At 69.5% G+C, this 26,622-nt stretch carries 27 protein-coding genes; 5 read left to right on the top strand and 22 right to left on the bottom strand.

The window, feature by feature from the left end:
• Positions 1-38 precede the first annotated feature (38 nt).
• The 5 genes from ADL29_RS37450 to ADL29_RS37430 all read right to left on the bottom strand — a co-directional run bounded on the left by ADL29_RS37450 (position 39) and on the right by ADL29_RS37430 (position 4,948).
• Complete coding sequence (locus tag ADL29_RS37450; protein ID WP_157878671.1) at positions 39-782, bottom strand: hypothetical protein; 744 nt, start codon at positions 780-782, stop codon at positions 39-41.
• 20 nt (positions 783-802) lie between these two features.
• Positions 803-2,044: an MFS transporter gene (locus tag ADL29_RS37445; protein ID WP_053927937.1), complete on the bottom strand. Its 1,242-nt coding sequence runs from the start codon at positions 2,042-2,044 to the stop codon at positions 803-805.
• Positions 2,041-3,444, bottom strand: a complete 1,404-nt coding sequence (locus ADL29_RS37440; RefSeq protein ID WP_078971581.1) for a GH1 family beta-glucosidase — start codon at positions 3,442-3,444, stop codon at positions 2,041-2,043. Before ADL29_RS37440 ends, ADL29_RS37445 begins: the two co-directional genes overlap by 4 nt.
• A 74-nt stretch (positions 3,445-3,518) precedes the next feature.
• Positions 3,519-3,788: a protealysin inhibitor emfourin gene (locus ADL29_RS37435; RefSeq protein WP_046928092.1), complete on the bottom strand. Its 270-nt coding sequence runs from the start codon at positions 3,786-3,788 to the stop codon at positions 3,519-3,521.
• Between the two features lie 65 nt (positions 3,789-3,853).
• Positions 3,854-4,948 carry a M4 family metallopeptidase gene (locus ADL29_RS37430; RefSeq protein WP_078971580.1) on the bottom strand — a complete coding sequence of 365 codons (1,095 nt, stop codon included), beginning with the start codon at positions 4,946-4,948 and terminating at the stop codon, positions 3,854-3,856.
• Positions 4,949-5,280: 332 nt separating this feature from the next.
• Here ADL29_RS37430 and leuA point away from each other — a divergent pair, with 332 nt between their 5' ends.
• Positions 5,281-7,059 (top strand): 2-isopropylmalate synthase, encoded by a 1,779-nt coding sequence (leuA, locus tag ADL29_RS37425; RefSeq protein WP_053927936.1) that lies wholly within the window; start codon positions 5,281-5,283, stop codon positions 7,057-7,059.
• A gap of 349 nt (positions 7,060-7,408) precedes the next feature.
• Positions 7,409-8,116 (top strand): TerB family tellurite resistance protein, encoded by a 708-nt coding sequence (locus ADL29_RS37420; protein ID WP_053927935.1) that lies wholly within the window; start codon positions 7,409-7,411, stop codon positions 8,114-8,116.
• Between the two features lie 182 nt (positions 8,117-8,298).
• Here the strand turns inward: ADL29_RS37420 and ADL29_RS37415 are convergent, their stop codons facing one another.
• The 8 genes from ADL29_RS37415 to ADL29_RS37380 all read right to left on the bottom strand — a co-directional run bounded on the left by ADL29_RS37415 (position 8,299) and on the right by ADL29_RS37380 (position 15,406).
• On the bottom strand, positions 8,299-9,543 hold the full coding sequence (locus tag ADL29_RS37415; RefSeq protein ID WP_053927934.1) for a cytochrome P450 family protein: 1,245 nt from the start codon (positions 9,541-9,543) through the stop codon (positions 8,299-8,301).
• Positions 9,468-10,856 carry a cytochrome P450 family protein gene (locus ADL29_RS37410; RefSeq protein ID WP_053927933.1) on the bottom strand — a complete coding sequence of 463 codons (1,389 nt, stop codon included), beginning with the start codon at positions 10,854-10,856 and terminating at the stop codon, positions 9,468-9,470. Before ADL29_RS37410 ends, ADL29_RS37415 begins: the two co-directional genes overlap by 76 nt.
• 238 nt (positions 10,857-11,094) lie before the next feature.
• Positions 11,095-11,667, bottom strand: coding sequence for a GTP-binding protein (locus ADL29_RS37405; protein ID WP_078971579.1), 573 nt, complete (start codon positions 11,665-11,667; stop codon positions 11,095-11,097).
• Between the two features lie 10 nt (positions 11,668-11,677).
• Complete coding sequence (locus tag ADL29_RS37400) at positions 11,678-12,037, bottom strand: DUF742 domain-containing protein (protein ID WP_046928098.1); 360 nt, start codon at positions 12,035-12,037, stop codon at positions 11,678-11,680.
• Positions 12,034-12,468 carry a roadblock/LC7 domain-containing protein gene (locus tag ADL29_RS37395; protein ID WP_053927932.1) on the bottom strand — a complete coding sequence of 145 codons (435 nt, stop codon included), beginning with the start codon at positions 12,466-12,468 and terminating at the stop codon, positions 12,034-12,036. Before ADL29_RS37395 ends, ADL29_RS37400 begins: the two co-directional genes overlap by 4 nt.
• The gene (locus tag ADL29_RS37390; RefSeq protein WP_053927931.1) at positions 12,468-14,048 is read right to left on the bottom strand and encodes an ATP-binding protein; all 1,581 of its coding nucleotides are present in this window, start codon (positions 14,046-14,048) and stop codon (positions 12,468-12,470) included. The genes ADL29_RS37395 and ADL29_RS37390 overlap by 1 nt, the downstream gene beginning before the upstream one ends.
• A gap of 240 nt (positions 14,049-14,288) precedes the next feature.
• Positions 14,289-14,579 (bottom strand): DUF397 domain-containing protein, encoded by a 291-nt coding sequence (locus ADL29_RS37385; RefSeq protein ID WP_053927930.1) that lies wholly within the window; start codon positions 14,577-14,579, stop codon positions 14,289-14,291.
• Entirely contained in the window at positions 14,561-15,406 is an 846-nt protein-coding gene (locus ADL29_RS37380; protein WP_053927929.1) for a helix-turn-helix domain-containing protein, read from the bottom strand. Before ADL29_RS37380 ends, ADL29_RS37385 begins: the two co-directional genes overlap by 19 nt.
• A gap of 116 nt (positions 15,407-15,522) precedes the next feature.
• On the opposite strand from ADL29_RS37380, the gene recO reads away from it, so the two are divergent.
• Entirely contained in the window at positions 15,523-16,269 is a 747-nt protein-coding gene (gene recO / locus ADL29_RS37375; RefSeq protein WP_044363845.1) for a DNA repair protein RecO, read from the top strand.
• 73 nt (positions 16,270-16,342) lie between these two features.
• Positions 16,343-17,161 (top strand): isoprenyl transferase, encoded by an 819-nt coding sequence (locus ADL29_RS37370; protein ID WP_046928102.1) that lies wholly within the window; start codon positions 16,343-16,345, stop codon positions 17,159-17,161.
• 89 nt (positions 17,162-17,250) lie between these two features.
• Here the strand turns inward: ADL29_RS37370 and ADL29_RS43870 are convergent, their stop codons facing one another.
• The 7 genes from ADL29_RS43870 to ADL29_RS37335 all read right to left on the bottom strand — a co-directional run bounded on the left by ADL29_RS43870 (position 17,251) and on the right by ADL29_RS37335 (position 22,856).
• On the bottom strand, positions 17,251-17,847 hold the full coding sequence (locus tag ADL29_RS43870) for a hypothetical protein (RefSeq protein ID WP_053927928.1): 597 nt from the start codon (positions 17,845-17,847) through the stop codon (positions 17,251-17,253).
• A gap of 84 nt (positions 17,848-17,931) precedes the next feature.
• The gene (locus ADL29_RS44340) at positions 17,932-18,999 is read right to left on the bottom strand and encodes a hypothetical protein (protein WP_053927927.1); all 1,068 of its coding nucleotides are present in this window, start codon (positions 18,997-18,999) and stop codon (positions 17,932-17,934) included.
• Positions 19,000-19,096: 97 nt separating this feature from the next.
• Positions 19,097-19,462 carry a WXG100 family type VII secretion target gene (locus ADL29_RS37355; RefSeq protein ID WP_053927926.1) on the bottom strand — a complete coding sequence of 122 codons (366 nt, stop codon included), beginning with the start codon at positions 19,460-19,462 and terminating at the stop codon, positions 19,097-19,099.
• A gap of 179 nt (positions 19,463-19,641) precedes the next feature.
• Positions 19,642-20,085, bottom strand: a complete 444-nt coding sequence (locus tag ADL29_RS37350; RefSeq protein WP_053927925.1) for a Fur family transcriptional regulator — start codon at positions 20,083-20,085, stop codon at positions 19,642-19,644.
• Positions 20,086-20,189: 104 nt separating this feature from the next.
• The gene (locus ADL29_RS37345) at positions 20,190-21,083 is read right to left on the bottom strand and encodes a metal ABC transporter permease (protein WP_053927924.1); all 894 of its coding nucleotides are present in this window, start codon (positions 21,081-21,083) and stop codon (positions 20,190-20,192) included.
• 10 nt (positions 21,084-21,093) lie between these two features.
• On the bottom strand, positions 21,094-21,861 hold the full coding sequence (locus tag ADL29_RS37340) for a metal ABC transporter ATP-binding protein (RefSeq protein WP_245689794.1): 768 nt from the start codon (positions 21,859-21,861) through the stop codon (positions 21,094-21,096).
• 32 nt (positions 21,862-21,893) lie between these two features.
• Positions 21,894-22,856, bottom strand: coding sequence for a metal ABC transporter substrate-binding protein (locus ADL29_RS37335; protein WP_053927922.1), 963 nt, complete (start codon positions 22,854-22,856; stop codon positions 21,894-21,896).
• 156 nt (positions 22,857-23,012) lie between these two features.
• Here ADL29_RS37335 and ADL29_RS37330 point away from each other — a divergent pair, with 156 nt between their 5' ends.
• Positions 23,013-24,395 carry a glycine--tRNA ligase gene (locus ADL29_RS37330; protein ID WP_046928109.1) on the top strand — a complete coding sequence of 461 codons (1,383 nt, stop codon included), beginning with the start codon at positions 23,013-23,015 and terminating at the stop codon, positions 24,393-24,395.
• A 107-nt stretch (positions 24,396-24,502) separates the two neighbouring features.
• Here the strand turns inward: ADL29_RS37330 and ADL29_RS37325 are convergent, their stop codons facing one another.
• Together ADL29_RS37325 and ADL29_RS37320 are read right to left on the bottom strand one after the other, a co-directional pair.
• Positions 24,503-25,444, bottom strand: coding sequence for a hypothetical protein (locus tag ADL29_RS37325; protein ID WP_053927921.1), 942 nt, complete (start codon positions 25,442-25,444; stop codon positions 24,503-24,505).
• 25 nt (positions 25,445-25,469) lie between these two features.
• Complete coding sequence (locus ADL29_RS37320) at positions 25,470-26,528, bottom strand: RNA-guided endonuclease InsQ/TnpB family protein (RefSeq protein WP_053927920.1); 1,059 nt, start codon at positions 26,526-26,528, stop codon at positions 25,470-25,472.
• Between the last annotated feature and the right edge of the window lie 94 nt (positions 26,529-26,622).

Genomic DNA, 26,622 nt, shown 5'->3' with positions numbered 1-26,622 from the left:
GGCCCAGCAGGTGACCTCCGTCATTCCCGCAAGGGGATCTACTTGACGATCTCGTACATGTTGACGATCTTGCCTTCCTTGAGCTGCACGTCGTAGAAGCTCCCGCCGTGGCAGTACTCCTTGGCGCCTCCCCCACTCGGCTGCTGCCAGCCTTGGGTCGGCGCGCAGGTCTTCAGGTGCGAAATGCCGCGATGCAGGTCATTTCCGATGTCGGTCCGCTTGAGGCCGTCGCCGGTGATGATGTTCATCGTGAGCTTGTCGCTGATGGGGTATTGCAGGGCCTTGGCGCCGGGCGTACGGAACAGCGGTGCCCCGGTCCCCGGCTTCGTGAGGTGGCACCTCCTCGTGGCGTCATAGGCGATGACGTGGTTGTCCGCGCCCTCGACCTGGTCGACCTGCATGAGCTGGTGTCCGTCTTGGACGATCTCGCATTCGCCGCCCTGGCCGTCGCCGCCGTTCTCGCCGCTGGGCGTCGTCGGCCGGGCGCTCGCGGGCGCGGTGGTGTTCTCGTTCTTCGGGTCGTCCTGACCGTCGTCGTTCTTCTTGCCGTCACCAGGCGTGGCGCTGGCGCTCGCCGAGGCGTCCTGGCCGCCGGCTGAGTCCTTCTTCTCGTTGTCGGTGCAGGCGGTCAGAAGCAGTGCCGCGGAAACCAGCGCAGTGGTGGCGGCGATGTGCCGTACGGTAAAGATCTCCAACTCCGTTTCTTTGCAGGTGATTTCGCATGGGTGGCCCCATGGCGGGGCGCACTCGAACCCCAAGATCGTATAGCCGCAGAAGGTCATGTGCATGACATACCTGCGGCCTACGCCACACCCCGGATACGGCGCACCAGCAACGCCCCCATGAGCCCGATCGCCCCCGCCACCGCGTACAGGACGCGATAGCCGCCCAGATGGTTCACGATCGGCGCGGCCAGTGCCGGGGCGGCCACCTGGGGCAGTGAGTTGGCGATGTTGATGACGCCGAGGTCCTTGCCGCGGTGGGCGGCGGCCGGGAGGACGTCCGTCATCAGGGCGAAGTCGACGGCGGTGAAGACGCCGAAGCCGATGCCGAGCAGCGCCGCGGCGCACAGGGCACCGGTCCAGGTCTGCCACGTCCCGAGCAGCAGGGTGGCCGCCGCCATGATCACTCCCGCCCACAGGACGAACGGCCGCCGGCGGCCCACCCGGTCCGACCAGAGGCCGCCGACGACCACGGTGGCCAGCAGGGTCACGCCGTTGAGCGCCGTAAGGACCAGCACCCCGCCGTCCGGGTCCGGGTGATGCAGCACATCCCGCAGGTAGTACAGGAGGTACAGCAGCGCCAGCGCATTGCCGAGGTTGATCAGAAAGCGGGTCAGCCAGGCCCAGCCGAGATCGGGGTGGCGGCGCGGGGCGATCCGGAAGCCGGCGAGGAAGCCGCGCCAGGTGAACGGCGGGCGGGCGGCGCGCGGCAGCACCAGGTCGTTGTGGAGGAGGGGGTAGGGGAGCGTGCCCAGCACCGTGAAGGCGGCGCAGGCCAGATAGCCCGCGGTGACGCCGCCGGCCACCGTGGCCAGGCCCGTGCCGACGACCACGCCGAGGACCTGGGCCGCGCCCAGCCAGCCGCCCACCACGCCGCGCTGGAGATGCGGGACGCGGTCCGGCACGGCGGCGGTGATCGCCGCGAACGCCGCGTTGAGGGTGAGCTGGACCAGACACCACCCGAGCGCCATCGCGGCCACCGTCCGGGCCTCCGCCAGCAGCGCCAGCGCCGCCGCCCCGCCCAGCACCCCGCCCAGGATCCACGGCGTACGGCGCCCGTACCGCGAGGCCGTGCGGTCCGACAGCGCGCCGAACAGCGGGTTGGCGAGGAGGGAGACGGCGGCTCCCGCGCCGGTCACCCATGCCAGCACCGTCTCCTTGGCGGTGCCGGGCGGTGCGAGGGCGGCGGCCTGGAGGGCGAGCAGGATCTGGATCGGCCCGTACCAGCCGACCCAGATCGCGCCGTTCGCCAGCGACAGCGAGGCGATCCAGCCGCGGCCGACCCGCTGCGACGGCTCGGCCAGGGCCGCCGGTGCACTCACCCCCGGGCCTGGTCCCGCAGGGCGTTCCGCAGCCAGCGGTACGAGGCCTTCGGCGTACGGGCCAGCGTCGCGTAGTCGATATGGACGAGGCCGAACCGCCGTGCGTACCCCTCCGCCCACTCGAAGTTGTCCATCAGCGACCAGACGAAATAGCCGCGGACATCGGCCCCGGCGGCCATCGCGTCGTGCAGCGCCCGCAGATGTCCGTCCAGGAAGGCGATCCGGTCGGTGTCCTCGATGCCCTCGTAGGAGCAGCCGTTCTCGGTGATCATGACGGGCGGAAGGGCGGCGCCGTAGCGGTCGCGGAAGGAGAGGAGCAGCTCGGTGAGGGCCTGCGGGACCACCGGCCAGCCGAAGTCCGTCCGGGGAAAGCCCTCGATCTCCCGGGGGGAGAAGGGGAGTTCGGGGGGCAGGGCGATCCCCGCGAAGTCGGACGGCCCGGCCGCCGCGTCCGGGTCCGGGGCGCCGACCAGGGTCGGCTGGTAGTAGTTGATCCCGTACCAGTCCAGCGGCTGGGAGATGATCTTCAGGTCGTCGGCGACCGGCCCCGGGAGCATCGCCGCGATGCCCTCGTCGGGATAGCGGCCGAGCAGCACCGGGTCGGCGAAGAGCCGGTTGAGGAGGAGGTCGTAGAAGTCGGCCGCCTCCGTGTCGGCCGTCGACGGGGACGCCGTCCAGGTGGGGCCGTGGGAGTTGGCGATGCCGATACCGGCGGCGCCGCGGGCGCGCAGCGCCTGGACGGCCAGGCCGTGGCCGAGCAGCTGGTGGTGGGCGGCCGGCAGCGCGTCGAACAGCAGCCGGCGGCCGGGCGCGTGCTGCCCCAGTCCATAGCCCAGCAAGGTGAGTTCGGCGGGTTCGTTGAGCGTGATCCAGTGCTCCACGCGGTCCCCGAGCCGCGCCGCCACCGCATCCGCGTACGCCGCGAAATGCTCGGCGGTCTCCCGGACGAGCCAGCCGCCGCCCTCTTCCAGGGTCTGCGGGGTGTCCCAGTGGAACAGCGTCGGTACGGGTGCGACCCCGGCCGCCAGCAGCGCGTCCACCAGCCGGTCGTAGAAGTCCAGCCCCGCCCCGTTCACCGCCCCGCTGCCGTCCGGCACCACCCGCGGCCAGGCCACCGAGAAGCGGTACGCGCCGATGCCGAGGTCCTTCAGCAGCGCGACGTCCTCGCGGTAGCGGTGGTAGTGGTCGGTGGCGGTCCGGGCATCGGACCCGTCCTTGATCCGCCCGGTCCGGGCGGTGAACGCATCCCAGGCGGACCGGCCCCGCCCGTCCTCGTCCACCGCGCCCTCGATCTGGGCGGCGGAGGTGGACACTCCCCACAGGAAGTCACGGGGAAAGCGGGGGAGGGGCGAGGGGGCGGGCGATGACATGGGGGACGACGGCGCCGACTCGGAGGTCATGCGCCGGATCTTCGTTTACCGCCGGTAACACAGTCAAGAGGTCTGCCCGGACGGGCAGTTGGGGCGCGCCCCGCTCAGCGCTCCCCCTCCTTCATCACCCACGTGATCAGCTTCTTCTGCTCGTCCGTCAGCCGGGGATCGGTGCAGTACACCGTCCGCCCGTCGACGGTGAGCTGATAGCTGAAGCCGTCGGGCACCCCGACGGGGGGCGTCTCATGGGCGTCGGCGACGGACTTTTCGGCCAGGGCGTGCCACTCGTCGGCATCGGGCCGCGCCGAGGTGTCGACCTCGGCGCGGCGCTCGATGCCCGCGAAGCCACCGGTGCGACGGATCTGAATACGCATGGTGGCCTCCTACCCCGTCAGGCGCCCGGAACCGCCCGCGTTCGGCTGGTTGCGCTAGGCGGTGGTCACTGGGCCGTCACGCCGACCTGGGTCCAGGCCTTGATCGCGGCATCGTGCTCCTCACCGGCGCCGTAGCGGGCTCGCGCCGCGGCGACGGTGAGCCGGGCGAAGTCGGCGAACTGCGCGTCCTTGGCGAGCTCGCCGCCGGTCAGCACGTCGTACCAGACCTGGCCCGCCTTCTCCCAGGCGTTGCCGCCCAGCGCGGTGGCGTACAGATAGAAGGCGTGGTTGGGGATGCCGGAGTTGATGTGCACCCCGCCGTTGTCGTCCTCGGTGTCGACGTAGTCCTTCATCTTCGCGGGCTGCGGGTCCTTGCCCAGCACATCGTCGTCGTACGCGGTCCCCGGCGCCTTCATGGAGCGCAGCGCCGTGCCGTTGTCGATGCCCGGTCCCAGCAGCCCGGAGCCGATCAGCCAGTCGGCCTCGTCGGCGCTCTGGCCGAGCGCGTACTGCTTGATCAGGGAGCCGAAGACGTCCGAGACGGATTCGTTGAGCGCGCCTGACTGGCCCTGGTAGTCGAGGTTGGCGGTGTACTGCGTGACGCCGTGGGTGAGCTCATGGCCGATGACGTCGACGGAGATGGTGAAGTCCAGGAACAGATCGCCGTCGCCGTCGCCGAACACCATCCGCTCGCCGTCCCAGAAGGCGTTGTCGTACTTCTCGCCGTAGTGGACGGTGGCGTCCAGCGGCAGCCCGGCGCCGTCGATGGACTTGCGGCCGTAGACCTTCAGGAAGAGGTCGAAGGTGGCTCCGAGGCCGGCGTGCGCGCGGTTGACGGAGACGTCCTGGGAGGGGCCGTCGGACTCCTCGTGGACCTTGGTGCCGGGCACCGTCTCCTGGTGCCCGGCGTCGTAGATGGTGCGCCGGGGCTTGTCGGCGCCGGCGCCGGGCTCGCCGGGCGTCAGGCCGCGGGCGACGGCGTCCAGGCGCCGGGTGCGGTGGGTGTCGTCGTGGTCCAGGGTGCGGCGCGCGTGCTCGTGCCGCTCGGCCAGATTGCTGAGGATGTGCGGCGGGACGATGGTGCAGAAGGCCGGGGTGGCGCGCGCCTGCCGGGCGTGGCGGCGGTCCGTCCGGGAGCCGTCCGTGCGGTGGTGCTCCATGTGGTTGCCCTCCATGTAGGTGAAGCCGTGAACAAAAAGGTGGCACCCTGTAATCCTCGTGTCACTCCTCGCGCCGCAGATTCCCGAAAACGTGTGGTTCGTCGCAGTTAGCCCTTTACGTCAGGCCGGTCCCGCATACTGATACGCACCGACCGATCGCCGCGGTCCTCCGATACGCTGCTGCCCATCATGCGTTTCGGGCTGCTTCTCCTTAGCTGCCGCGGCGAGGGCCTGTAGTCGTAGGCCGACCCCCTCCCCGCGGAGTTCGGTGTTGCGATCTTTCGTCCCGTCGGCCGTCCCTTCCAGCGGACATACGAGGAGCCCCACGCACCATGACGAATCCGTCGAGCCCCGCCGAGCACGCCGTCGGCCGCCGTACCCCCATCACGGCCGCGACGCAGCGCCAGCGGCCCTCCGGGATGCCGATCCACAAGTACGGCCGCTACGAGGCCGTCGACATCCCCGACCGCACCTGGCCCGACAACCGGATCACGGTCGCGCCCCGCTGGCTGTCCACCGACCTGCGTGACGGCAACCAGGCGCTGATCGACCCGATGTCGCCGGCCCGTAAGCGGGAGATGTTCGACCTCCTGGTGCGCATGGGCTACAAGGAGATCGAGGTCGGCTTCCCCTCCTCGGGCCAGACCGACTTCGACTTCGTCCGCTCCATCATCGAAGAGGACGCGATCCCCGAGGACGTGACGATCTCCGTCCTCACCCAGGCCCGCGAAGAGCTGATCGAGCGCACCGTCGAATCGCTGCGCGGTGCCCACAGCGCCACCGTGCACCTGTACAACGCCACCGCTCCGGTCTTCCGCCGGGTCGTCTTCCGCGGCTCGAAGGACCAGGTCAAGCAGATCGCCGTGGACGGTACGCGCCTGGTGATGGAGTACGCCGACAAGCTGCTGGGCGACGAGACCGCCTTCGGCTACCAGTACAGCCCGGAGATCTTCACCGACACCGAGCTGGACTTCGCGCTGGAGGTCTGCGAGGGCGTGATGGACGTCTGGCAGCCCGAGGAGGGCCGCGAGATCATCCTCAACCTGCCCGCCACGGTGGAGCGTTCGACGCCCTCCACGCACGCCGACCGCTTCGAGTGGATGTCGCGCAACCTGTCGCGGCGCGAGCACGTCTGCCTGTCCGTACACCCGCACAACGACCGCGGTACGGCGGTGGCCGCCGCCGAGCTGGCGATCATGGCGGGCGCGGACCGGATCGAGGGCTGCCTGTTCGGCCAGGGCGAGCGCACCGGCAACGTCGACCTGGTCACGCTGGGCATGAACCTCTTCTCCCAGGGCGTCGACCCGCAGATCGACTTCTCGGAGATCGACGAGATCCGCCGGACGAGCGAGTACTGCAACCAGATGGAGATCCACCCGCGCCACCCCTACGCGGGCGATCTGGTCTACACCGCCTTCTCCGGCTCCCACCAGGACGCCATCAAGAAGGGCTTCGACGCGATGGAGGCGCAGGCGGCGTCCGTCGGCAAGACCGTCGACGAGATCGAGTGGGCGGTCCCGTACCTGCCCATCGACCCCAAGGACGTCGGCCGCTCCTACGAGGCCGTCATCCGCGTCAACTCGCAGTCCGGCAAGGGCGGTATCGCCTACGTCCTGAAGAACGACCACAAGCTGGACCTGCCGCGCCGGATGCAGATCGAGTTCTCCCGGATCATCCAGGAGAAGACCGACAGCGAGGGCGGCGAGGTCACCCCGTCCGCCATCTGGTCGGCCTTCCAGGACGAGTACCTGCCCAACCCCGAGAACCCCTGGGGCCGTATCCAGGTCAAGAACGGCCAGACCACGACGGACCGGGACGGCACCGACGCGCTGACGGTCGAGGCGGTCGTCGACGGCCAGGACACCGTCCTGACGGGCTCCGGCAACGGTCCGATCTCCGCGTTCTTCGACGCCCTGCAGGGCGTCGGCGTCGATGTACGCCTGCTGGACTACCAGGAGCACACCATGAGCGAGGGCGCCTCCGCGCAGGCCGCCTCGTACATCGAGTGTGCGATCGGCGACAAGGTGCTGTGGGGCATCGGCATCGACGCGAACACGACGCGTGCCTCGCTGAAGGCGGTCGTCTCGGCGGTCAACCGCTCGGCGCGCTGACGGCCCCCTCCTGACGGCCCCCTCCTGACGGTCTCCGGCTTCACGGCGTCCTGTTGCGCCCGGCGCCCCCGTTGCTCCCTGCGAGCGGCGGGGGCGCCGGGCGCTGCCGACCCCCTCGTTCCGGCCAAGACCGCCCGCGTCGCCGCCATCGAGATCCCCGGCCGCCCCAGGCTCTCCCCCGCACCCCATCCGGCGTCAACGGGGGCCGGGCGACGCTCGTTCACGGGTCCGCGGCCCCGTGCCATCCGGCCAGTTGTCCCGTCCGGGGTGCTGACGCCACATCACCACTGTGGCTAACATCACGTCCCAATACGGCGACGGGGCCGCAGAGTGACGGAGGGCTGACGTGATGCACAAGATGTGTGTGATGGGCGTGCGCACGTCCTGGCGTACCGTCGCCGACGGGGAATTCTTCTGCCCGGACTGCGGCGGGGACCGCAACTATCTGCGCCGGGCGGGCCGCCGCCGGCTCACCGTCCTCGGCGTCCCCCTGCTCTCGCGCGGCGCCGCGGGCCCGGTCCTCGAATGTTCCGCCTGTCACGGGCACTTCGGCCTGGACGCGCTGGACCACCCCACCACCGTCCGCCTCTCCGCGATGCTCCGGGACGCCGTCCACACCATGACGCTCGCCCTCCTCGCCGCCGGGGGAACCACCTCCCGCGCCGTCCGCGACACCGCCGTCACCACGGTGCGCGCGTCCGGATTCGGCGACTGCTCCGAGGACCAGCTGCTCACTCTTCTTGCCGCGCTCGCCGCCGACACCGGCCGGCTGACCGGCACCTACGACGCGGTGACCGGCGGCGACTGCGGCCATCACGGCCTCGACCCGTGCGGTACCGCGCTGGCCATAGAGCTCCATGAGTCCCTGGAGCCGCTGGCCCCGCATCTCGCCCCGGCCGGCCGCGAATCGCTCCTTCTCCAGGGCGCGCGGATCGCCCTTGCCGACGGCTCCTACACCCCCGCCGAACGCGAGGTCCTGGCCACCGTCGGCGCCGCGCTGATGCTGCGCCCGGCCGACGTCAACCGGCTGCTGGCGGCGGCGCGTACGCCGTCCTGAGACCCCCGCCCGCGCAAAGCGGCCGGCCGCTCGGTGCAACCGAGCGGCCGGCCGTGGTGTTTCCCCTGTGTCGGACGAATTTCGCGGAGCGCCCTACGCGAACGCCCTACGCGAACGAACTACGAGAACGCACTACGGGGAAGGCGTTACGGGGGTGGCGATGATGAACGACGAGATATGCCTCAGGCCGACGGGGACGCCGACGCGGGCCTGAGCCTCACCGGCAGGGTCCGGTAGCCGCCGGAGATGAAGCCCTCGATGGGCACCAGCTCCTCGGTCGGGACCGCCAGTTCGAGGTCGGGGAAGCGGTCGAAGAGGGCCGGCAGGGCGGTACGGGCCTCCAGGCGGGCGAGGGGGGCGCCCAGGCAGTGGTGGACGCCGTAGCCGAAGGCGAGGTGTTCCTGGCCGGGGCGCTGGATGTCGAAGTCGGCGGCCGTGGTGCCGTGCTGCTCGGGGTCGCGCCCGGCGGACACATACGACGGCATGATCGCTTCGCCCTTGCGGATGGTCGGGCCGCCCGGGAGCTCGATGTCCTCGACGGCGAAGCGCAGCGGGAGATTGGCGATGCTGGGGTCCCAGCGCAGGGTCTCCTCGATGACGTCGTTCCAGGAGGCCTTGCCGGCACGGACCAGCTCGAGCTGCTCGGGGTGCGTCAGAAGGGCGTGCACCGCGTTGCCGATCAGGTCGACGGTCGTCTCGTGACCGGCGACGATGACCAGCAGAAGCGTGTCGACGAGCTCCTGCTCGGTCATCCGCTCGCCGTCGTCGTCCCGCGCGGAGACCAGCAGGCTGGTCAGGTCGTCGCCCGGGGTCTCCCGCTTGATCTCCACGAGCCTGGTGAGCAGCGTGTGCACGTCGATGAACGTCTGCCCGGCCTGCTCGGGGGTGAGAGTGGGGTCCATGATCGCATCGGAGAGCCGGGACAGCTCGATGCGCATCTCGTCGTCCGGCACGCCGAACAATTCGCAGATGACCTGCATGGGAAGGGGGTGTGAATAGGCCGCGCGGAGGTCGACGACGTCGCCCGCCGGGGTGGCGGCGAGTTCGTCCAGCAGCGCGGCGGTGATCCGCTCGACGCGCGGGAGCATCGCGTCGGTGCGGCGCGCGGTGAACGCCGGGGCGATCAGCTTGCGCAGCCGGCGGTGGTCGGCGCCGTAGGCGGTGAACATATTGGTGACGCCGACCCAGGTCTGCAGCCAGCTGTCGTGGTATTCGCCGCGTTGCCAGGCGGGCCAGTGCTGGCGGGGGTCCTTGGAGACCCGGGGGTCGGTCAGCAGGTCCTTGAGGAGGGAGTGACTGGTGATGGCCCAGGCATGGACGCCTGCGGGTATCTCTATCAGGACCGCGGAGCCTAGTTCGCGGAGGCGGGCTGCCTCTCCGTGGATATCGGCTCCGGTCGGGTCGATGACGACGGGCTGCTGTCCCATGGGGTAGCTCCTGCCTGATCGGGGGTGATGGGGGTGAAACGGGCCGGAAGGCTTGCGAGCGCGCGGTGGAAGGTGCCGGGGCGCCACACCAACTGGTCGGGGGTCACCGCGAGTTCGATGTCCGAGAGCCAGGCGGTGAGCCGCTCGATCGCGGTGGTGGCGATCACCAGCGCATGCCGCTGGACGGGGCAGGCGTGCGGTCCCGACGCCCATGCCAGATGCGAGCCGCCTCCCGTACGGGTCTGATCGAGCGTCGTTTCACCGAACTGGCCGTTGGCGGCCGCGTAAGAGACCAGTACCAACTGCCCCTGACGTACCCAGGTGCCGTGGAAGAACACATCGCGACGGGGGTAGTGCGCGGAGTAGTTGGCCATCGGCGGGTCGTTCCACAGCACCTCGTTGATGGCGTCCCGTGCGGTCAGGGCGCCGCCGGCGAGGGTGCTGTAGTAACGGTCGTCGGACAGCATCCGTGAGAGGGCGTTGCCGATGAGGTTGGCCAGCGGTTCGTTGCCCGCCGCCATCGTCAGTACGACCTGCATGCTGACTTCCTCGACGGACAGCCCGTTGGGGTGGTCCATGAACCAGGAGGTGAGGTCCGGCCCGCGCTGGGCCGTCTTGGCCGCGATCAGCTCCATGATGTAGCTCGTGAACGCGGCGTCCGCGGTGGCGGCGGCCTCGGGCGAGGCGGCCTCCATCAGTCCGCCGATCGCCGCGATCAGGCGCTCGTTGTAGGAGTCGGGCATCCCGAAGATGTCGTTGAAGATCATCAGCGGCAGCAGCCGGGCGTACTCGCCGATGAGATCGACCTCGCCGCTGGCGCCGAACGCCTGGATGAGGGTGTCCGCCGCGTGCCGGACCTTCTCACGCAGAATGTGCGGCTCGACGAGCTCGAAGCTCTCGGAGATGACCTGCCGGTAGCGCCGGTGCGTCTCGCCGTCGTTGAAGAGGGCGTTGGGCCGGTAGCCCAGCATCGGGACGACCTGGGAGTCGGGCGGAACGGTCTTCTGCCACTCCCGGGAGTCCTTGGACCACGTGGAGGTGTCGTTGAGCAGGTCCAGCGCGGCCCGGTAGTCGATGACCAGCATGGCCGTCACATCCGGGGCGATCTCGACCGGTGCGAGCGCACCGTACTGGCGCAGATACTCGTAGTAGCGGTTCGGGTCGGCGGCGAACTCCGGCCCGTACAGCTTGAGGGGAGCGTAGGGGTCGGGCCGGCCGAGCGGATGGGTGGCGGGCTGGCCGTCCGCGCCGCCGTGGGCGTGCGCCGGGCAGCCCGGCGGCGGGGTGGCACCGGGAGGGTGCGGGGAAGTCACGGGATCTCCTGGGGCGAGGAAGAAGACAGGGGCGGAAGACGGGGGCAGGGGGCAGAAGACGAGGATGCAGGCGAGGGCGGGGCCGGGGCGTCAGGGGCGCATAGGAACACGTCAGGGACATGCCAGGAGCAGGTCAGGGCCGTCCGCCGAGAGCCGCCACGCATCAGCACGGACAAGCGCGGATCGGCGCGGATCGGCACCGACCGGGCGGGCGGCCCTGACCAGTCTCCCCGCGTCCTTACAGGGTGTCCTGGGGCGTATGCGCCAGCACATGCGTGACCAGCGAGATCAGCGCATCGACGGACTGGTTCCGGTCCCGGGCGTCGCACACCACCAGCGGCGTGTCCGGGTGCAGATCGAGCGCGTCCCGGAGCGTGTCGACGTCGTAGTGCGGCGCGTCGGGGAAGGCGTTGACCGCGACGGCATAGCGCAGCCCGGCCTCCTCGATGATGTCCATCACCTCGAAGGAGTCCGCCAGCCGGCGGGTGTCCGCGAGGACGAGGGCGCCCAGGGCGCCGCGCGCGATGTCCGCCCACAGCGGGCGGAAACGCTTCTGCCCGGGAGTGCCGAAGAGATACAGCACCAGGTCCCCGGGCAGCGTCAGCCGCCCGAAGTCGATCGCGACGGTGGTGGTGGTCTTGTCCCGCACCCCGGCGAGATCGTCGACGACCGCGCCGGTCTGTGTCATCACCTCTTCGGTGTGCAGCGGCGGGGTTTCGGACAGCGTACGGATGAGCGTGGTCTTGCCGACTCCGAACGGCCCCGCGACCAGGAGCTTGACGAGTGTCTGGTCGGAGCCGGAAAGGTACATGCTGCCGGTGCTAGGACTTGAGAGAGCGGAGTCCATCGAGAACCCTCTCCAGGATCTGCCGGTCGAATTGCTCGGCTTCGGGAATGGGGACACGGGCGAACAGCCGCCCGGCATCGACGAGATCGGCCACCAGCACCTTCACCACACTGACGGGCAGGTGAAGATGGGCGGCGACCTCCGCCAGAGACAGTGCCCCGGGCTGCAACAGCTCCAGAATGCGGCGCTCTTCAGGGCGCACCTCACTGGTGATGGGCATCCCCGCGCTGTGCAGCAGGGAGAGCCGGTCCAGGGTGTTGCGGCTGGGGCGGGCGCGCCCACCGGTGGCCAGATAGGCCGGTACGAGGCGCCGGTTGCTCTGGCGGGGGGTCATGCGGAGTTGCCCAGATCTCGCGCCGGGCTGTTCATGACCTTGCTGCCGAGCGTCGACACCTGGACCTGCATATGGTGCGCGACCACACCCATGTTGACCTCCGGTGCCGCGAAGACGGCCAGGCAGGTGTTCTCACCGGCGGGTATCGCGAAGACCCAGCCCTCCTCCGACTCGATCACGGTCTGCCGCAGCCGCGCGTCGTGCTGCTCGGCGAAGGCCGCGGTCACCGCCCGTCCGGCGCCCTGCAGCGCGGACATCATGGCCGCCACACCCTCGGCGGCGTCCCGCTTGAGGCCCGGTGAGGAGCCCTCGATGAAACCGTCGCCGGAGATGACGGCTGCGTGGATAACATGCGGCAGCTCCAGAAGAGGCGCCAGCACCCAGGACTTGTCCTCGATGCTACGGCGGCGAGCGGTGGCGGGGGTGTTCATTACTGGGGGTTCCCTTCGGTACTGCGAGGGGGCTGTGACTGTTGTGCCGCGGCCCGGCCGGATTCGGTGCCCTGCTGGAGCGCGGCCCAGCGGGAGGCGGTCTCCTCCGGAGTACGCGCGGACTGCGGCTCGCTGCGCGCTGCGGTCTGGTCCAGCTCGGACACGGGCTTGCGTCGGCGCCGACGCGGGAGTTCGGGCTCGTCACCGGCAGCGGGACCGGCGGTGAATCCGGCGGCGGATCCGGGGGCGGATCCGGCGGCGGGACCGGCAGCGGGATCGGCGAAAGGACCGGCGGCGGGGGATTCGGCAGCGGGGTATTCGGCGGCGGGGGAGCCGGCAGTGCCGAAGGGCGCGGTGCCGAGCAGATCCGCCGGGTCGGGCGCCGGAGGCGCGAGAGGCGCGGGCGCGGGAGCCGGGGTGTGGGACACCGAGTGACCCGGGTTACGGGTCGGCAGTGTGCCGCGGTCCTGCGCGGAGGACCGGTGCGGGACCGGCGCCATCACGGACATCGGCTGGGTGTTCTCGTCGAGCATCGTCAGCAGGGGGTCGCCGGGGATGTACACGATCGCGCGGACACCTCCATAGGGAGACGACTCGATGTGCACCCGGTAGCCGTACTGCCGCACCAGCTGGCCGGCCGCCGCGAAACCGGAGCGCGGCGGGTCGCCGAGCTGGGTCAGAAGCAGGTTCTCGTCGCCGGACAGCAGCTTCGCCGCGTGCTGGAGCTCCTCCTCGTGCATCCCGACGCCGTAGTCGTCGATGATCACGGAGGCGCCGCGGTTGCCCTGCTGCAGGGTCACGCTGACGGGCAGCTCCTGGTGCGAGTGGTGCAGCGCGTTGGCCAGCAGCTCGGTGACGGTGATCGCGATCGGCTCGACGGCACGGGCGACGACCGCGATCGGGTCGCGCAGCTGGTTGGTGATCTGGACGCGCTCGTAGCCGCGCAGCCGGGAGGTCGCGCCGACGACCAGCTCGGCCAGATACGAGTCCTCGCGGGTGAGGCCGGGCCAGGCGCCGCACACGACACCGGTCGCCTGAATACGCCGCAGCGCCTGCTCGTTGAGGAAGTCCGCCGACAGCAGGTCCTGCGCGATGTTCGGGTCGTCGTAGCGGTGCTGCATGGCCTGCAGCTGGGTCTGGAGCTGGTACAGCAGCGCCTGGATGGTGGTGGTCGCGCCCCGCAGCGTGGACTGCGCCGCCGCGTCGACCCGCTCCCGCTCCTTGGTCACGGCCTCGGCGATCTGCTCCAGCGCCGCGTTCAGCGCGGTATCGGTCTCCGTCCCGGCGAACCGGGGGTCCAGCAGCCCTCGGACGGGCACATGCGGATGTGCCAGCGCCAGGGTCAGATCGGGGAGGCGGGCCCCCGCCAGATGCCGGATCTCTGCCTCGGTCGCCCGCAGCCGGGCCGTCAGCTCCGTGTTGGCGTGGAGCGAGGTGGAGTTCTGCTCCTCAGCGGTGCTGAGTTTCTGTCTCAAGGCGGCGCTGTGCATCCTCGCGCGGACCACCATCGCCGCCAGTACCAGGGCGGCGGCCGTTCCGGCGCTGAGGCACCACAACAGCGCCTCGGGTATGGATGTCATCGGGATCCTCGGGTGGGGGAATGTGGTGTCCGGCGGTTCACCGCGTGGTGTTCCGCAGCGTTGTGTTTGCCGATCATCACGCGATGCTACCGGGCACCTGACGTCGTGTAAGGCTCGCGCCAAGGCCTGCGTGAGAAGTGCCGAAGGTCGTGTTCGGCCCTGTGTGGGCGGACGATGACGTGTTGCGGCCCCGCGGTCGATACGGCGACGGCGGGGCCTGTGTCTCTTTTGCCTGGTACGTCAATTGCCTTGCAGCGCACCGGACTTGATCGCACCGACGAACGCGGTCCAGCCTGTGGCGGGAATCACGAGCGCGGGGCCGTGGGGGTTCTTGCTGTCGCGGACGGGGACGACGCCGGGGAGGTCGTCGCGGACCTCTATGCAGTCGCCGCCGTTGTGGTCGCTGTAGCTGCTCTTGCGCCAGCGGGCGGCGCCGGGGAAGTCGTGGGCGACCTCGACGCAGTTGCCGCCATTGCCGTCGCTGTAGCTGCTCTTGCGCCAGTGAGCCGTGCTCAGGTCGTAGTCGCACATCGTCTGTGTTCCTCAGCCGCCGTTTCGATCAGGAGGAGGGACGCCTCCGGGGACAGGGCGGCGGCCCTCAGTCGATCGTAGGCCCCTTGGGTCTGCTTCACCATCGCTGGTTCGTCCAGCAGATTCCCCGAATACGCGCCTTCTGTATAGGCCGTTGGCGGCGCATCGTCGAATTCCATGAGCCGCAGCGATTTGCCCATGATGGAGTGCGCCCCTGCTTGAAGCGGGATTACCTGGAGCAAGACCTTCCGGGCACGCATCAGATCGGCGATGTGCTCCAACTGTTCGGCCATGGCGGCCTGGCCGCCCACAGGGACGTGCAGCGCGCACTCGTGCACGATCGCCCAGTACTCGGGCCTTGGGGTGTCCGTGATCAGCCGCGCCCGCTCTATGCGCGACGAGACCAAGTCCTCGATGATCTCGTCCTCCGCGAGCGGGTGGTGCGCGATCGTGAGGGCCCGCGCATACGCCGCCGTCTGCAACAGACCAGGCACCGTCATCGACTCGAAGTCGCAGATCTTCGTGGCGAGCTTCTCCAGCTCCGCGGCCTTCGCGAAGTAGGCCGCGAACGGAGACTTCTCCAGCAGCTTCCGGCACAGCCGCTCGAAAAATCCGTCCGTCTCCAGGGCCACATCAAGCTGGGCTGCCATTTCCGGCGACGGCTTGCGGCCCATCTTCTCGAAATGAGTGATGTAGGAGCCGGAGGCGAACGCCCTCAGCCCCACTTCTTCCTGGGTCAAGCCGGCCGCCAGTCGACGGCGTTTGAGCTCCGAAGCCAGGAACTCCCACCCGGCCTCCTGGGAATCACGGGGTTGGCGTTTGGGCATGGGCACCACCTTCCTCTCCTCGGGCAGGCTGGTGCCGCTGCGTCACCGCGAGGATACGAACCGTGAAAATCTCACCGGCGCGAGGGGCCCACGCCCCCGTGCGCGAGAATGAGCCCATGAGTCTGTTCCGCGACGACGGCATCGTGCTGCGCACCCAGAAGCTCGGTGAGGCGGACCGGATCATCACCCTGCTCACCCGGGGAAACGGGCGGGTGCGGGCCGTGGCCCGCGGCGTGCGGCGGACGAAATCGAAGTTCGGGGCGCGGCTGGAGCCGTTCTCGCATGTGGACGTGCAGTTCTTCGCGCGGGGTGGCGAGCTGATCGGGCGCGGGCTGCCGCTGTGCACGCAGAGCGAGACGATCGCGGCGTACGGCGGCGGGATCGTGACCGACTACGCCCGCTACACCGCCGGTACGGCCATGCTGGAGACGGCCGAGCGGTTCACCGATCACGAGGGCGAGCCGGCCGTCCAGCAGTACCTGCTCCTGGTCGGCGCCCTGCGCACGCTCTCGCGTGGTGAGCACGCACCGCACCTCGTCCTGGACGCCTTCCTGCTGCGCTCCCTCGCCGTGAACGGTTATGCGCCAAGTTTCGACAGCTGCGCGCGGTGCGGAATGCCCGGTCCCAACCGGTTCTTCTCGGTCGCGTCCGGCGGTGTGATCTGCGGGGACTGCCGGGTGCCGGGAAGCGTCGTACCCTCCTCGGAGGCCATCGGCCTCCTGGGCGCGCTGCTGACCGGTGACTGGGAGACGGCGGATGCCTGTGAGGCGCGGCACGTCCGGGAGGGAAGTGGCCTCGTCGCGGCGTATTTGCAGTGGCACCTGGAGCGGGGTCTGCGCTCTCTCCGGTACGTAGAGCAGTAGAAGCAAGCGGCACAAGCGGCAAGAGAACCAAGCACCGAAGCGTGCGGCAGTGAACAGAGGAGACGTGGGGCGCATGGCAGTACGCGGCATTCTGGGGCGCAATCGGCGCGAGTACCAGACGCCGGAGCCGCACCCGTCCGGTGCGCGTCCGCCGAAGATTCCCGGCGAACTCGTCCCGAATCATGTGGCGGTCGTGATGGACGGCAACGGCCGCTGGGCCAAGGAGCGCGGGCTGCCGCGCACCGAGGGCCACAAGGTCGGCGAGGGCGTCGTCCTCGACGTCCTCAAGGGCTGCATCGAAATGGGCGTGAAGAACCTCTCGCTCTACGCCTTCTCGACGGAGAACTGGAAGCGCTCGCCGGACGAGGTCCGCTTCCTGATGAACTTCAACCGGGATGTGATCCGGCGCCGTCGTGACGAGATGGATGCGCTGGGTATTCGCATCCGCTGGGTCGGACGGATGCCGAAGCTGTGGAAGTCCGTGGTCCAGGAGCTCCAGATCGCCCAGGAGCAGACCAAGAACAATGACGCAATGACGCTGTATTTTTGCGTGAATTACGGCGGTCGCGCGGAGATCGCGGACGCGGCGGCGGCGATTGCGGCGGATGTCCGGGCCGGAAAGCTGGACCCGTCGAAGGTCAACGAGAAGACCGTCGCGAAGTACATGTACTACCCGGACATGCCGGATGTGGATCTTTTCGTGCGGCCCTCGGGCGAGCAGCGGACGTCGAATTACCTGATCTGGCAGAGCGCGTATGCCGAGATGGTGTTCCAGGACATTCTCTGGCCGGACTTCGACCGCCGGAACCTGTGGGACGCGTGCCTGGAGTACGCCAAGCGGGACCGCCGGTTCGGCGGCGCGCGCTTGGCGGAGGGCGAGTCCGCCACGTAAGGCGAGACAGGCGGCGTACAGCGGTGCGGCCCGGCTTCCCGCAGTGGGGGAGCCGGGCCGCAGCCGTTGTCAGGGAGCGTCAGAGCGCGTCAGGGGTGCCAGACCTCGCTGACGTGCGAGACGTCACCGGACCCGGTCACGGTGAGCTCGTAGATGTCCCCGCTGCACATCAGCGGCTGCTTGACGGGCTCGTGCTTCAGGCAGGCGTTGACGTGCTCGGTCAGCTGGGCGACGGTCACCTTGCGGTGGTCGACCGCCCCGATGGCCAGCTCGGCCGTGGCCCCCGAGGCCAGCCGGAAGCGGGCGGCCTTCCCCGTCCCCGCATAGCCCCCGCCGTTGGGATCGCAGGCGAACTTCGCCTCCTTGGCGAGCAGCGCGCCGCCGGACGGCGCGCCCGTGATCTGCACCATCCGGTGGCCCTTGGCGAGCTTGCGGGGTGTGCAGTCGAAGGTCGGCTCTCCCGTGCCGGGCGCCGGGTCGCTCGGCGGCGAGGCCTGGGACGAGGCCGAGGCCGAAGCCGAGGCGCTGGGGGCGGCCGACGGGTCGGCCGTCCTGGACTTCGCGGGCACGGGGGACGCGGATGACTCCGGGGCATCGGCCTTGGCGTCGTCCTCGCCCTTGCAGGAGGTGAGCGTGGCCAGCGCCGCAGCGACGGCGGCTGCGGCGAGCAGGCGGCGGGGGAACATGCAGGCGTTCTCTCTCGTCGGTGGGTCTGAGGCTCCTGCGGGGACCGGAGACTCGTACGGGGGATCAGCTGTCCGTGCGGAAGATCACTTGAGGCCGTTGAGGCGGTAGGGCACGTACGGCTTGCCGATGGACCTCTCGTGCGCGGCGTCGCCCGAGTAGTACGGGTACGGGATGACGTGCGAGACGGTGCCCTGGGAGCCGTTGTCCTCCAGCGCGATGTACTTGGTGTGCGCCTCGTCGGCCCAGCCGCCGAACATGACGGTGTGGTCGCCGGCGATCAGGGCGTCGCCCGGCTGCAGATCGTCCTTGGTGATCTGGTGGGAGACGTTGTTCTCCATCAGGCCGTAGGTGTTCAGACCCGGAGGCTGCAGACCCCAGGCGGCGGAGACGAAGCCCGAGCAGTCGTCGCGGTAGCCGTTGGTGGTGGCCGACTGGCTGTAGCCGATGCGGTGCTTCACCCGCTCCAGGGCGCGGTCGATGATGTCCTTGCGCTCCTTCGGCAGGCCGGAGGTGTCCGGGGCGTCCTGGACGCCCGCGCCGGTGGTCGTGTGGTGCTTGCCCGGCGACCAGGCGTCCCAGTCGCCCTTCGTCTCCCACTTGCCGTCGCCGGTCCCCTTGTCGGGGGCCGGTCCACCGGCGCCGCCACCGCCACCGGCGCCACCACCACCGTTGCCGCCGCCGCCGGCGCCACCGCCACCGCCACCGGTGCCGCCACCACCGCCACCGCCTCCGCCCCCGGCACCCTGCAGGCCGGTGTGGGGCGACTTGGAGCCGCCGTCGTGGTGCTCTTTCTTGAGCTTCTTGAGGTGTTCCTCGATCTTCTTCTCGTTGGCCTCGTACTCGGCCTTGACCTTCTTGATCTTCTCGGCGTCCTGCTCCAGCTCCTCGAGCAGCTTTTTCTTGTCTTCCTCGAGGCGCTCGGCGGCGTCCGCGATGTCCTTCACGTCGGAGACCACCTGGTAGGCGATGCCGAAGCCGGGGATCGAGGCGAGCGGCGACGCCGCGAGGTCGATCGACGCCGCCTTGAACAGCGTCATCTTGAGCTCGCCCAGCCGCTGGCTCAGCTCGACCATGTGCTTGCTGGCCGAGCGCCAGTCCTTCTCGATCTTTTCGAGTTCCGCCATTTCGGCGCCGAACGCATCGCGTGCCATGAGTGCAACCCCCGTGGTGAAGCAGTGAAGAGAAGAAGGTGACGGGCCGTCAGTAGCCCTGGCCGTCAGGAGGCCCGGCCGTCAGTCGGCCCGGCCGTCAGTAGACCTCGGACAGCCGGGTGACCGACTTGCCCAGCGTCGACAGATCGTCGGAGATCTTGTTCATCTCCTTGACGCGGCCGTTGGCGACGGCGACGAAGGCGTCGGACGCCGGGCCGTGCCAGGTGATGTTGTGGAGCACGGAGTTGACCTCCTTGGTCAGTCCCTCCAGCTCCTTGCTCAGCTTCTCCAGCTCGGCCGCGATCTTCTGCAGGTCGGCGTCGCTGCCGCCGAACATCTCGCCCAGCACCCAGTGCGCGATCTCGGCCGGCGCCATCATGATGTCCTTGCCGACCTCGACGACGTCGCCGACCAGCTTCTTGCCGTCGTCTACAAGATCCCCGATGTCCCCGAGAAGACCCACTGCTACCCCCCGTGTGATGCGTACCGAACTGCGCTGGTACCTCTTGTCGCCTTCTTTACGCAGGCTAACAGCATCGTGCACCTGACAACCGACAGGGGACTTTCAGGAAACGGTAAAGGGCCGCCTCCCTGTCCGGAAGGCGGCCCCCTGGCTTGTTCCTGTGCCGTGGGTCGGTGCCGCTAGTCCCGTCCGGACTGCTTGGCGGACTGCTTGGCGGCGGCGCAGTCACCGCACGTACCGAAGATCTCGATGGTGTGCGCCACATCCTGGAAGCCGTGCTCGGCGGCGATCTGGTCGGCCCACTTCTCGACCGCGGGGCCCTCGACCTCGACGGCCTTGCCGCAGGTCCGGCACACCAGGTGGTGATGGTGGTCGTCGGTGCTGCACCGGCGGTAGACGGCCTCGCCGTCGCTGGTGCGCAGGACGTCGACCTCGCCGGCGTCGGCCAGCGACTGGAGCGTTCGGTACACGGTGGTCAGCCCGACCGAATCGCCCCGGTGCTTGAGCATGTCGTGGAGTTCCTGCGCACTGCGGAACTCATCGACCTCGTCGAGTGCGGCCGACACCGCGGTGCGCTGCCGCGTCGACCGGCCGCGTACCGGAGATCCCGCGCTCGTCGCCACCGTTGCCTCCCTAGGACGTCAGGAGGGGAATCCAGGGCTTCAGGAATTCCCCTGCACGTTTCCCCCTGCCCGTGCGTCGGCCATTGTGCCAGGTGATGGTGTCGTCACACGCTGACGTCGTCGGCCGGGGTCCGGCTGCCGGGTACCTCCAGGGTGCACCCCTTGCCCGCCTTCGCGGCAGCCCTGGCGCGCTTTTTCGCCAGTGGCGCGGCGAGGGCCGTGAGGATCACGAAGACGGCGATGGCGAAGAGCACGATGGTCGCGCCGGCCGGGACGTCCGCGTAGAAGGAGGTCGCGGTGCCGGTGAGGGTGACCGTGACGCCGATGCCGAGGGCCGCCGCGAAGGTCACCGCGAAGCTGCGGCTGATCTGCTGGGCGGCCGCGACCGGGATCACCATCAGCGCGCTGACCATCAGCAGGCCGACGACGCGCATGGCGACGGTGACGGTGACCGCGGCGGTGACGGCGACAAGGAGGTTCAGCAGCCGCACGGGCAGGCCGGTCACCCGGGCGAACTCCTCGTCCTGGCAGACCGCGAACAGCTGGCGGCGCAGCCCGACGGTGATCACCAGGACCAGCGCGGCGAGGATGCAGATGGTCGTCATGTCCTCCGGCGAGACCGTGGTGATCGAACCGAAGAGGTAGCTGCTGAGGTTGGCGGTGGAGCCCGCGTCGGAGAGGCTCATCAGCATCACGCCGCCCGCCATACCGCCGTAGAACAGCATGGCCAGTGCGAGGTCGCCGCGGGTCTTCCCGTACCAGCGGATCAGCTCCATGACGACCGAGCCGAGCGCGGCGACGGCGGTGGCGACCCAGACCGGGCTGAAGTTGAGCAGGAAGCCCAGGCCGACGCCGGTGAGGGCGACATGGCCGATGCCGTCGCCCATCAGGGCCTGGCGGCGCTGGACGAGGTAGATGCCGATGGCCGGTGCGGTGACGCCGACGATCAGGGCGGCGAGCAGGGCCCGCTGCATAAAGGCGTAGTCGAGGATTTCCACGGTGGGGCCCCTAGCTGAGCAGGCCGGTGCGGATCGGCTCCGCGGCGGCGTCGGCGTGCGGGTGGACATGGTCGTGGCCGGGCAGCGCGTGCTGGCCGACGGCCTCCGGCGGCGGGCCGTCGTGGACGACGCAGCCGTCGCGCAGCACCACCGCGCGGTCGATCAGCGGCTCCAGCGGGCCCAGCTCGTGCAGGACGAGCAGGACCGTGGCACCGCGGCCGACCTGTTCGCGCAGGGCGCTCGCCAGGACCTCCTGGCTGGCGAGGTCCACGCCGGCCATCGGCTCGTCCATGATCAGCAGTTCCGGTTCGCCCGCCAGGGCGCGGGCTATCAGCACCCGCTGGTGCTGGCCGCCGGAAAGCGCGTTGACGGAGTCCTTGGCGCGGTCCGCCATGCCCACCAGCTCCAGGGCGCGGTGCACGGCGGCCCGGTCGGCCTTGCGCAGCACGCCCAGCTTCGTACGGGCCAGCCGGCCGGCCGTGACGACCTCGCGGACGGTGGCCGGGACGCCGCTGGAGGCGGTGGTGCGCTGCGGGACATAGCCGATGCGGGCCCAGTCCCGGAAGCGGCGGAACTCCGTACCGAAGAGGGACAGCTCGCCGCCGGTGAGCGGCACCTGGCCGATCACCGACCGTACGGCGGTGGACTTGCCGGAACCGTTGGCGCCGAGCAGGGCGACGACCTCGCCGGCGCGGACGGTCAGGTCGACGCCGCGCAGGACGGGGCGGGCGCCCAGGGACGCGGTGGCGCCGCGCAGATCGATAACCGGCTGGTGCATGGTGACCTCCGTCATGGGCGGTGCGCTGTGCGTCACTTGCTGCCGAGGGCCTTCTGGAGGGCGGCGAGGTTGGCGCGCTGCACGCCGAAGTAGTCCTTGCCGCGGGACTTGCCCGTGATCCCCTCGAGCGGGTCGAGGACATCGGTCTTCAGATGGAGATCGCCGGCCAGGGCCTTGGCGGTGGCCGGGTTGGCGATCGTCTCGAAGAAGACCGTGGAGACGTGGTGCTTCTCGGCGAGGATGTGCAGGTCCTTGATGCGGTGGGCGCTGGGCTCGGACTCCGGGTCGAGGCCGCTGATGGCCTCCTCGGTCAGCCCGTAGCGCTCGGCGAGGTAGCCGAAGGCGGCGTGGGTGGTGATGAAGGTGTCGGAGGACCGCTTCGTCAGCCCGTCCTTGAATTCCCTGTCCAGCCCCTCGAGCTTCTTCACCAGGGCGTCGGTGTTCTTCCGGTAGTCGGCCCGGTGGTCCGGGTCGGCCTTGGCGAGGGTCTTGCCCACGCCCTTGGCGGCCTCGGCGAACTTCACGGGGTCGAGCCAGATGTGCGGGTCCTTGCCGCCCTCGGCCTCGGAGTGCGAGTGGTTGTCGCCGGTGGTGTGGTGGTGGCCGTCGACCTCGGTGCCGTGCGCTTCGAGGGAGGTGGTGGAGGCGGCGTCGAGGACGTTCTTGACGCCGGACTGCTTGATCGCCTCGTCCACGGCGGGCTGCAGACCCTTGAGGTAGACGACCGCGCCGGACTCGCCGAGCTCGCCGGTCTGCCTCGGGTTGAGCTCCAGGTCGTGCGGCTCGACACCCGGCTTGGTGAGGTTGGCCACCTCGACGTGCTTGCCGCCGATCTGCTCGGCGAGGAATTCCATGGGATAGAAGGACGCCGTCACCCGCAGCTTGCCGTCATCCGTGCGCCCGGTGCCGTGGGCGGAGCAGGCGGAGAGGGCCAGCAGGCCGAGCACCGACGCTCCGGCGACGACGGCGGTGGATATCTGACGGCGTATGTTCATGACAGTCATTTTCAACAAAGATGGAAACGATTGTCAACGGCGTCAGGCCGGGTGTGAGCGGTGCGACAGGGGCGGCCGGAACCGATTTGGTCCGGGGGGTACGCCCGCCGGTAACCTGAATCATTCGCTGTTCGTCGTCGTAATGAAGAGAGCACCGTGGCCGCCGACAAGATCGATACCATCGTCAGCCTGAGCAAGCGCCGTGGCTTCGTCTACCCCTGCAGTGAGATCTACGGTGGCTCCCGTGCTGCCTGGGACTACGGTCCGCTGGGCGTCGAGCTCAAGGAGAACATCAAGCGCCAGTGGTGGCGCAACATGGTCACCTCGCGCGAGGACGTCGTCGGTCTCGACTCGTCGGTGATCCTGGCCCCCGAGGTGTGGCAGGCGTCCGGCCACGTCGCCACCTTCACCGACCCGCTGACCGAGTGCACCTCCTGCCACAAGCGCTTCCGCGCCGACCACCTGGAGGAGGCGTACGAGGCCAAGCACGGCAGGCTCCCCGAGAACGGCCTCGCCGACGTCAACTGCCCGCACTGCGGCAACAAGGGCGGCTTCACCGAGCCCAAGCAGTTCTCCGGTCTGCTCTCCACCCACCTCGGCCCGTCCCAGGACACCGCCTCGGTCGCCTACCTGCGCCCCGAGACCGCACAGGGCATCTTCACCAACTTCGCCCAGGTCCAGCAGACCTCGCGCAAGAAGCCGCCGTTCGGCATCGCGCAGATGGGCAAGTCCTTCCGGAACGAGATCACTCCGGGCAACTTCATCTTCCGCACCCGCGAGTTCGAGCAGATGGAGATGGAGTTCTTCGTCAAGCCGGGCGAGGACGAGCAGTGGCAGGAGTACTGGATGGAGCAGCGCTGGAACTGGTACCGCGACCTCGGCATCCGCGAGGAGAACATCCGCTGGTACGAGCACCCCAAGGAGAAGCTGTCCCACTACTCCAAGCGGACCGCTGACATCGAGTACCGCTTCCAGTTCGGCGGCTCGGAGTGGGGCGAGCTGGAGGGTGTCGCCAACCGCACGGACTACGACCTCACCGCGCACTCCAAGGCCTCCGGCCAGGACCTCTCCTACTTCGACCAGGAGGCCGGCGAGCGCTACACCCCGTACGTCATCGAGCCGGCGGCCGGTGTCGGCCGGGCGATGCTCGCCTTCCTGCTCGACGCGTACACCGAGGACGAGGCCCCCAACGCCAAGGGCAAGATGGAGAAGCGCACGGTCATGCGCCTCGACCACCGCCTGGCGCCGGTCAAGGTCGCGGTTCTGCCGCTGTCCCGCAACCCGCAGCTGTCCCCGAAGGCCAAGGGGCTCGCCGCGGACCTGCGCAAGAACTGGAACATCGAGTTCGACGACGCGGGCGCCATCGGCCGCCGCTACCGCCGCCAGGACGAGATCGGCACGCCGTTCTGCGTCACCGTCGACTTCGACACCCTCGACGACAACGCCGTCACGGTGCGCGAGCGCGACACCATGAAGCAGGAGCGGGTCAGCCTGGACCAGATCCAGTCGTACCTGGGCGGCCGACTGCTCGGCTGCTGATCCTTCGGCGTTCACGAGGCGCCGGCCGGGCCCGGATACGTTCGGGCCCGGCCGGCGCTTTTGTGTGCGCGTGGGTGTCCAGGAGCAGCGGTTTTCAGGAGCAGCGCTCAGTCGTCGTACTCGGTCTCGCCGTAGAAGTGCCAGGTGCCGTACCAGCGGATCGGGAGGCCGACGGGGAGGGGGTGGCGGAGATCGGGCAGGGGTGCCGTCGACCAGTCGACGACGTGCCGGCCGTCCGGTGCCTGCATCGCAGCCTGGCGCAGGTCGGCGTAGAACGTCCGGCCCGGCGACTTCCCCGGCTCCTCCCCGGGCTGCCAGGTCCGCAGCGCGAAGTCCTCGTCCAGGCCCGTGCCGCTGTCGGCCAGCCACTCGCCCAGCTGGTGCTCCGCGGCCCTGCGTATCGCGGTGCGGTCGGTCGACAGGAACTCCACGCCCTTGACGGACCCGCTGTGGCCGACGACGCGGGTCCGTTCCAGCTGGTAGAAGCCGTACGGCTGGAGCGGGCGGCGGCCGGGGACCGGGCAGGGGAGTCTGAGCCCCTCCTCCAGGACCTCGGCGCGGGCCAAGGCGAGAGAGTCGTGCGGGTCGAGGCGGACGGCCTCGCAGTAGGCGGTGACCGCCGCCGCGTGATCGCCGAGCCACTCCAGGGCGCAGGCGAGGGAGAAGGCGGCGATGTTGTCGGTGTCCCGGAGGGCGAGCGCCCGCCGGGACGCCCGTACGACCTCGGTGGCGAGGGCGCGGCCGGGCTCGTCATCGTCGTCCAGCCGGACGTGGTCGGCGTGCCGGTCGTCGCGGTGATCCACCGGCTCGTCCAGATGCGCACGCAGCTTGGCGAGGGCGAGGAAGGCCAGGAGCGTGGCGGGAGTGGTGTCGTCGGGAGCCGCCTGCCGGAGGGCGGCGCAGTGGGTGTGTATCTCCTCCTCCAGCTCCGTCAGTTCCGCTGCCTCCGGTGGTTCGTGCTCGGCGGTCTCCCAGGAGAACCGGAGAGCCAGTCCGGCGGATGTGCGTGCCGATTCGCGTGCGGATGCGCCGTCCGCGAGGGTGTCCATGGTCCGAAGTTGACGTCTCCCCGGCCTAACGGCCGGGGATTCCTGCCACGGTCGTGTGACCGTCTCGGTGTGTTCCTGCTTCACCGCGCTGCGCCAGGACCTTCGTCCTGGTCTTACCTGCGCTCTGCGAGGCGTTTAGCCTGTCCGCCCGTCCGGCGGCCAGGGTGTTCTGTGCAGCGTTGTCGTCACGGTCGTGGACCGTCCCGCATTCCTTGCACGTCCATTCCCTGACGTGCAAGGGCTTGGGGCCGTCCTTGACGCCGCAGACCGAGCAGACCTGCGAGGTCGGCTCGAACCGTCCGATCTTCCCGAAGTGCCGGCCGTGCTTGATGGCCTTGTACACCAGCATGCCGACGAACGCCGACCATCCGGCGTCGTGCACCGACTTGCCCAGCCGGGTACGGGCGAGCCCGGACACCGCGAGGTCTTCCACGTACACCGCTTGGTTGTCGCGGATGATCTGGGTGGATGCCTTGTGGTGCCAGTCCCGGCGGCGGTCGGCCACGCGGGCGTGCTGCCGCGCGACCTTGATACGGGCCTTGGTCCGGTTCTTCGATCCTTTCGCCTTGCGAGACAACTCCCGCTGGAGTCGTTTGAGCTTCTTCTCGGCGCGGCGCAGGAATTTCGGGGAGTGGATGCGGGTGCCGTCGAAGAGCACGGCGAAGGTGGACAGGCCCAGGTCGATGCCGACTTCGGTGTCCAGCTCGGGGAGGATGTCGGGACTGGTGTCCACAACGAAGCTCATGAAGTACCGGCCGGAGCAGTCCTTGATGATGGTCAGGGATGTCGGTGCGGCCGGGAGCGGCCGGGACCACTTGACCTTGATGTCGCCGATCTTGGCCACGTACACCGTGCCGTCGTCCTGGACGGAGAAGGCGTTGGTGTTCAGTCGGATGGACTGGCGGGTGTCCTTCTTCGACTTGGACAAGTCCGCCGACTTCACATACGGCAGCCCCGCCGCGTGTGCTTCCCTCCGGTCACGCAAGCAGTCGTTCCACACCACACGGGCACACCCGAACGCGCGGGCCAGCGCCGTGCGCTGCGGGGCATCCGGGTAGGCCCGGTAGGAGTAGCGCAGCTGCATGACCAACACGCTATCCGAGCCCACTGACAACGCCCCGAGCCAGAAGGAACGTTCGTGTAACAGCGCAGGTCAGAGCAGTCTTGAGGGGCATTCA

Source organism: Streptomyces chattanoogensis, from assembly GCF_001294335.1.
Classification (GTDB): Bacteria; Actinomycetota; Actinomycetes; order Streptomycetales; family Streptomycetaceae; genus Streptomyces; species Streptomyces chattanoogensis.
Note: the sequence above shows the minus strand (reverse complement) of the source record. Positions and strands in the feature narration are given on the sequence as shown.

Bases quoted from the DNA above. Each gene is read 5' to 3' on its own strand.
- recO (WP_044363845.1), top strand. From the start codon at position 15,523: ATGAGTCTGTTCCGCGACGACGGCATCGTGCTGCGCACCCAGAAGCTC.
- ADL29_RS44340 (WP_053927927.1), bottom strand. From the start codon at position 18,999: ATGGCACGCGATGCGTTCGGCGCCGAAATGGCGGAACTCGAAAAGATC.
- ADL29_RS37380 (WP_053927929.1), bottom strand. From the start codon at position 15,406: ATGCCCAAACGCCAACCCCGTGATTCCCAGGAGGCCGGGTGGGAGTTC.
- ADL29_RS37385 (WP_053927930.1), bottom strand. From the start codon at position 14,579: ATGTGCGACTACGACCTGAGCACGGCTCACTGGCGCAAGAGCAGCTAC.
- ADL29_RS37325 (WP_053927921.1), bottom strand. From the start codon at position 25,444: ATGGACACCCTCGCGGACGGCGCATCCGCACGCGAATCGGCACGCACA.
- ADL29_RS37340 (WP_245689794.1), bottom strand. From the start codon at position 21,861: ATGCACCAGCCGGTTATCGATCTGCGCGGCGCCACCGCGTCCCTGGGC.
- ADL29_RS37450 (WP_157878671.1), bottom strand. From the start codon at position 782: ATGACCTTCTGCGGCTATACGATCTTGGGGTTCGAGTGCGCCCCGCCA.
- leuA (WP_053927936.1), top strand. From the start codon at position 5,281: ATGACGAATCCGTCGAGCCCCGCCGAGCACGCCGTCGGCCGCCGTACC.
- ADL29_RS37320 (WP_053927920.1), bottom strand. From the start codon at position 26,528: ATGCAGCTGCGCTACTCCTACCGGGCCTACCCGGATGCCCCGCAGCGC.
- ADL29_RS37420 (WP_053927935.1), top strand. From the start codon at position 7,409: ATGCACAAGATGTGTGTGATGGGCGTGCGCACGTCCTGGCGTACCGTC.
- ADL29_RS37440 (WP_078971581.1), bottom strand. From the start codon at position 3,444: ATGACCTCCGAGTCGGCGCCGTCGTCCCCCATGTCATCGCCCGCCCCC.
- ADL29_RS37435 (WP_046928092.1), bottom strand. From the start codon at position 3,788: ATGCGTATTCAGATCCGTCGCACCGGTGGCTTCGCGGGCATCGAGCGC.
- ADL29_RS37335 (WP_053927922.1), bottom strand. From the start codon at position 22,856: ATGAACATACGCCGTCAGATATCCACCGCCGTCGTCGCCGGAGCGTCG.
- ADL29_RS37415 (WP_053927934.1), bottom strand. From the start codon at position 9,543: ATGGGACAGCAGCCCGTCGTCATCGACCCGACCGGAGCCGATATCCAC.
- ADL29_RS37400 (WP_046928098.1), bottom strand. From the start codon at position 12,037: ATGACCCCCCGCCAGAGCAACCGGCGCCTCGTACCGGCCTATCTGGCC.
- ADL29_RS43870 (WP_053927928.1), bottom strand. From the start codon at position 17,847: ATGTTCCCCCGCCGCCTGCTCGCCGCAGCCGCCGTCGCTGCGGCGCTG.
- ADL29_RS37390 (WP_053927931.1), bottom strand. From the start codon at position 14,048: ATGACATCCATACCCGAGGCGCTGTTGTGGTGCCTCAGCGCCGGAACG.
- ADL29_RS37370 (WP_046928102.1), top strand. From the start codon at position 16,343: ATGGCAGTACGCGGCATTCTGGGGCGCAATCGGCGCGAGTACCAGACG.
- ADL29_RS37395 (WP_053927932.1), bottom strand. From the start codon at position 12,468: ATGAACACCCCCGCCACCGCTCGCCGCCGTAGCATCGAGGACAAGTCC.
- ADL29_RS37430 (WP_078971580.1), bottom strand. From the start codon at position 4,948: ATGGAGCACCACCGCACGGACGGCTCCCGGACGGACCGCCGCCACGCC.
- ADL29_RS37405 (WP_078971579.1), bottom strand. From the start codon at position 11,667: ATGTACCTTTCCGGCTCCGACCAGACACTCGTCAAGCTCCTGGTCGCG.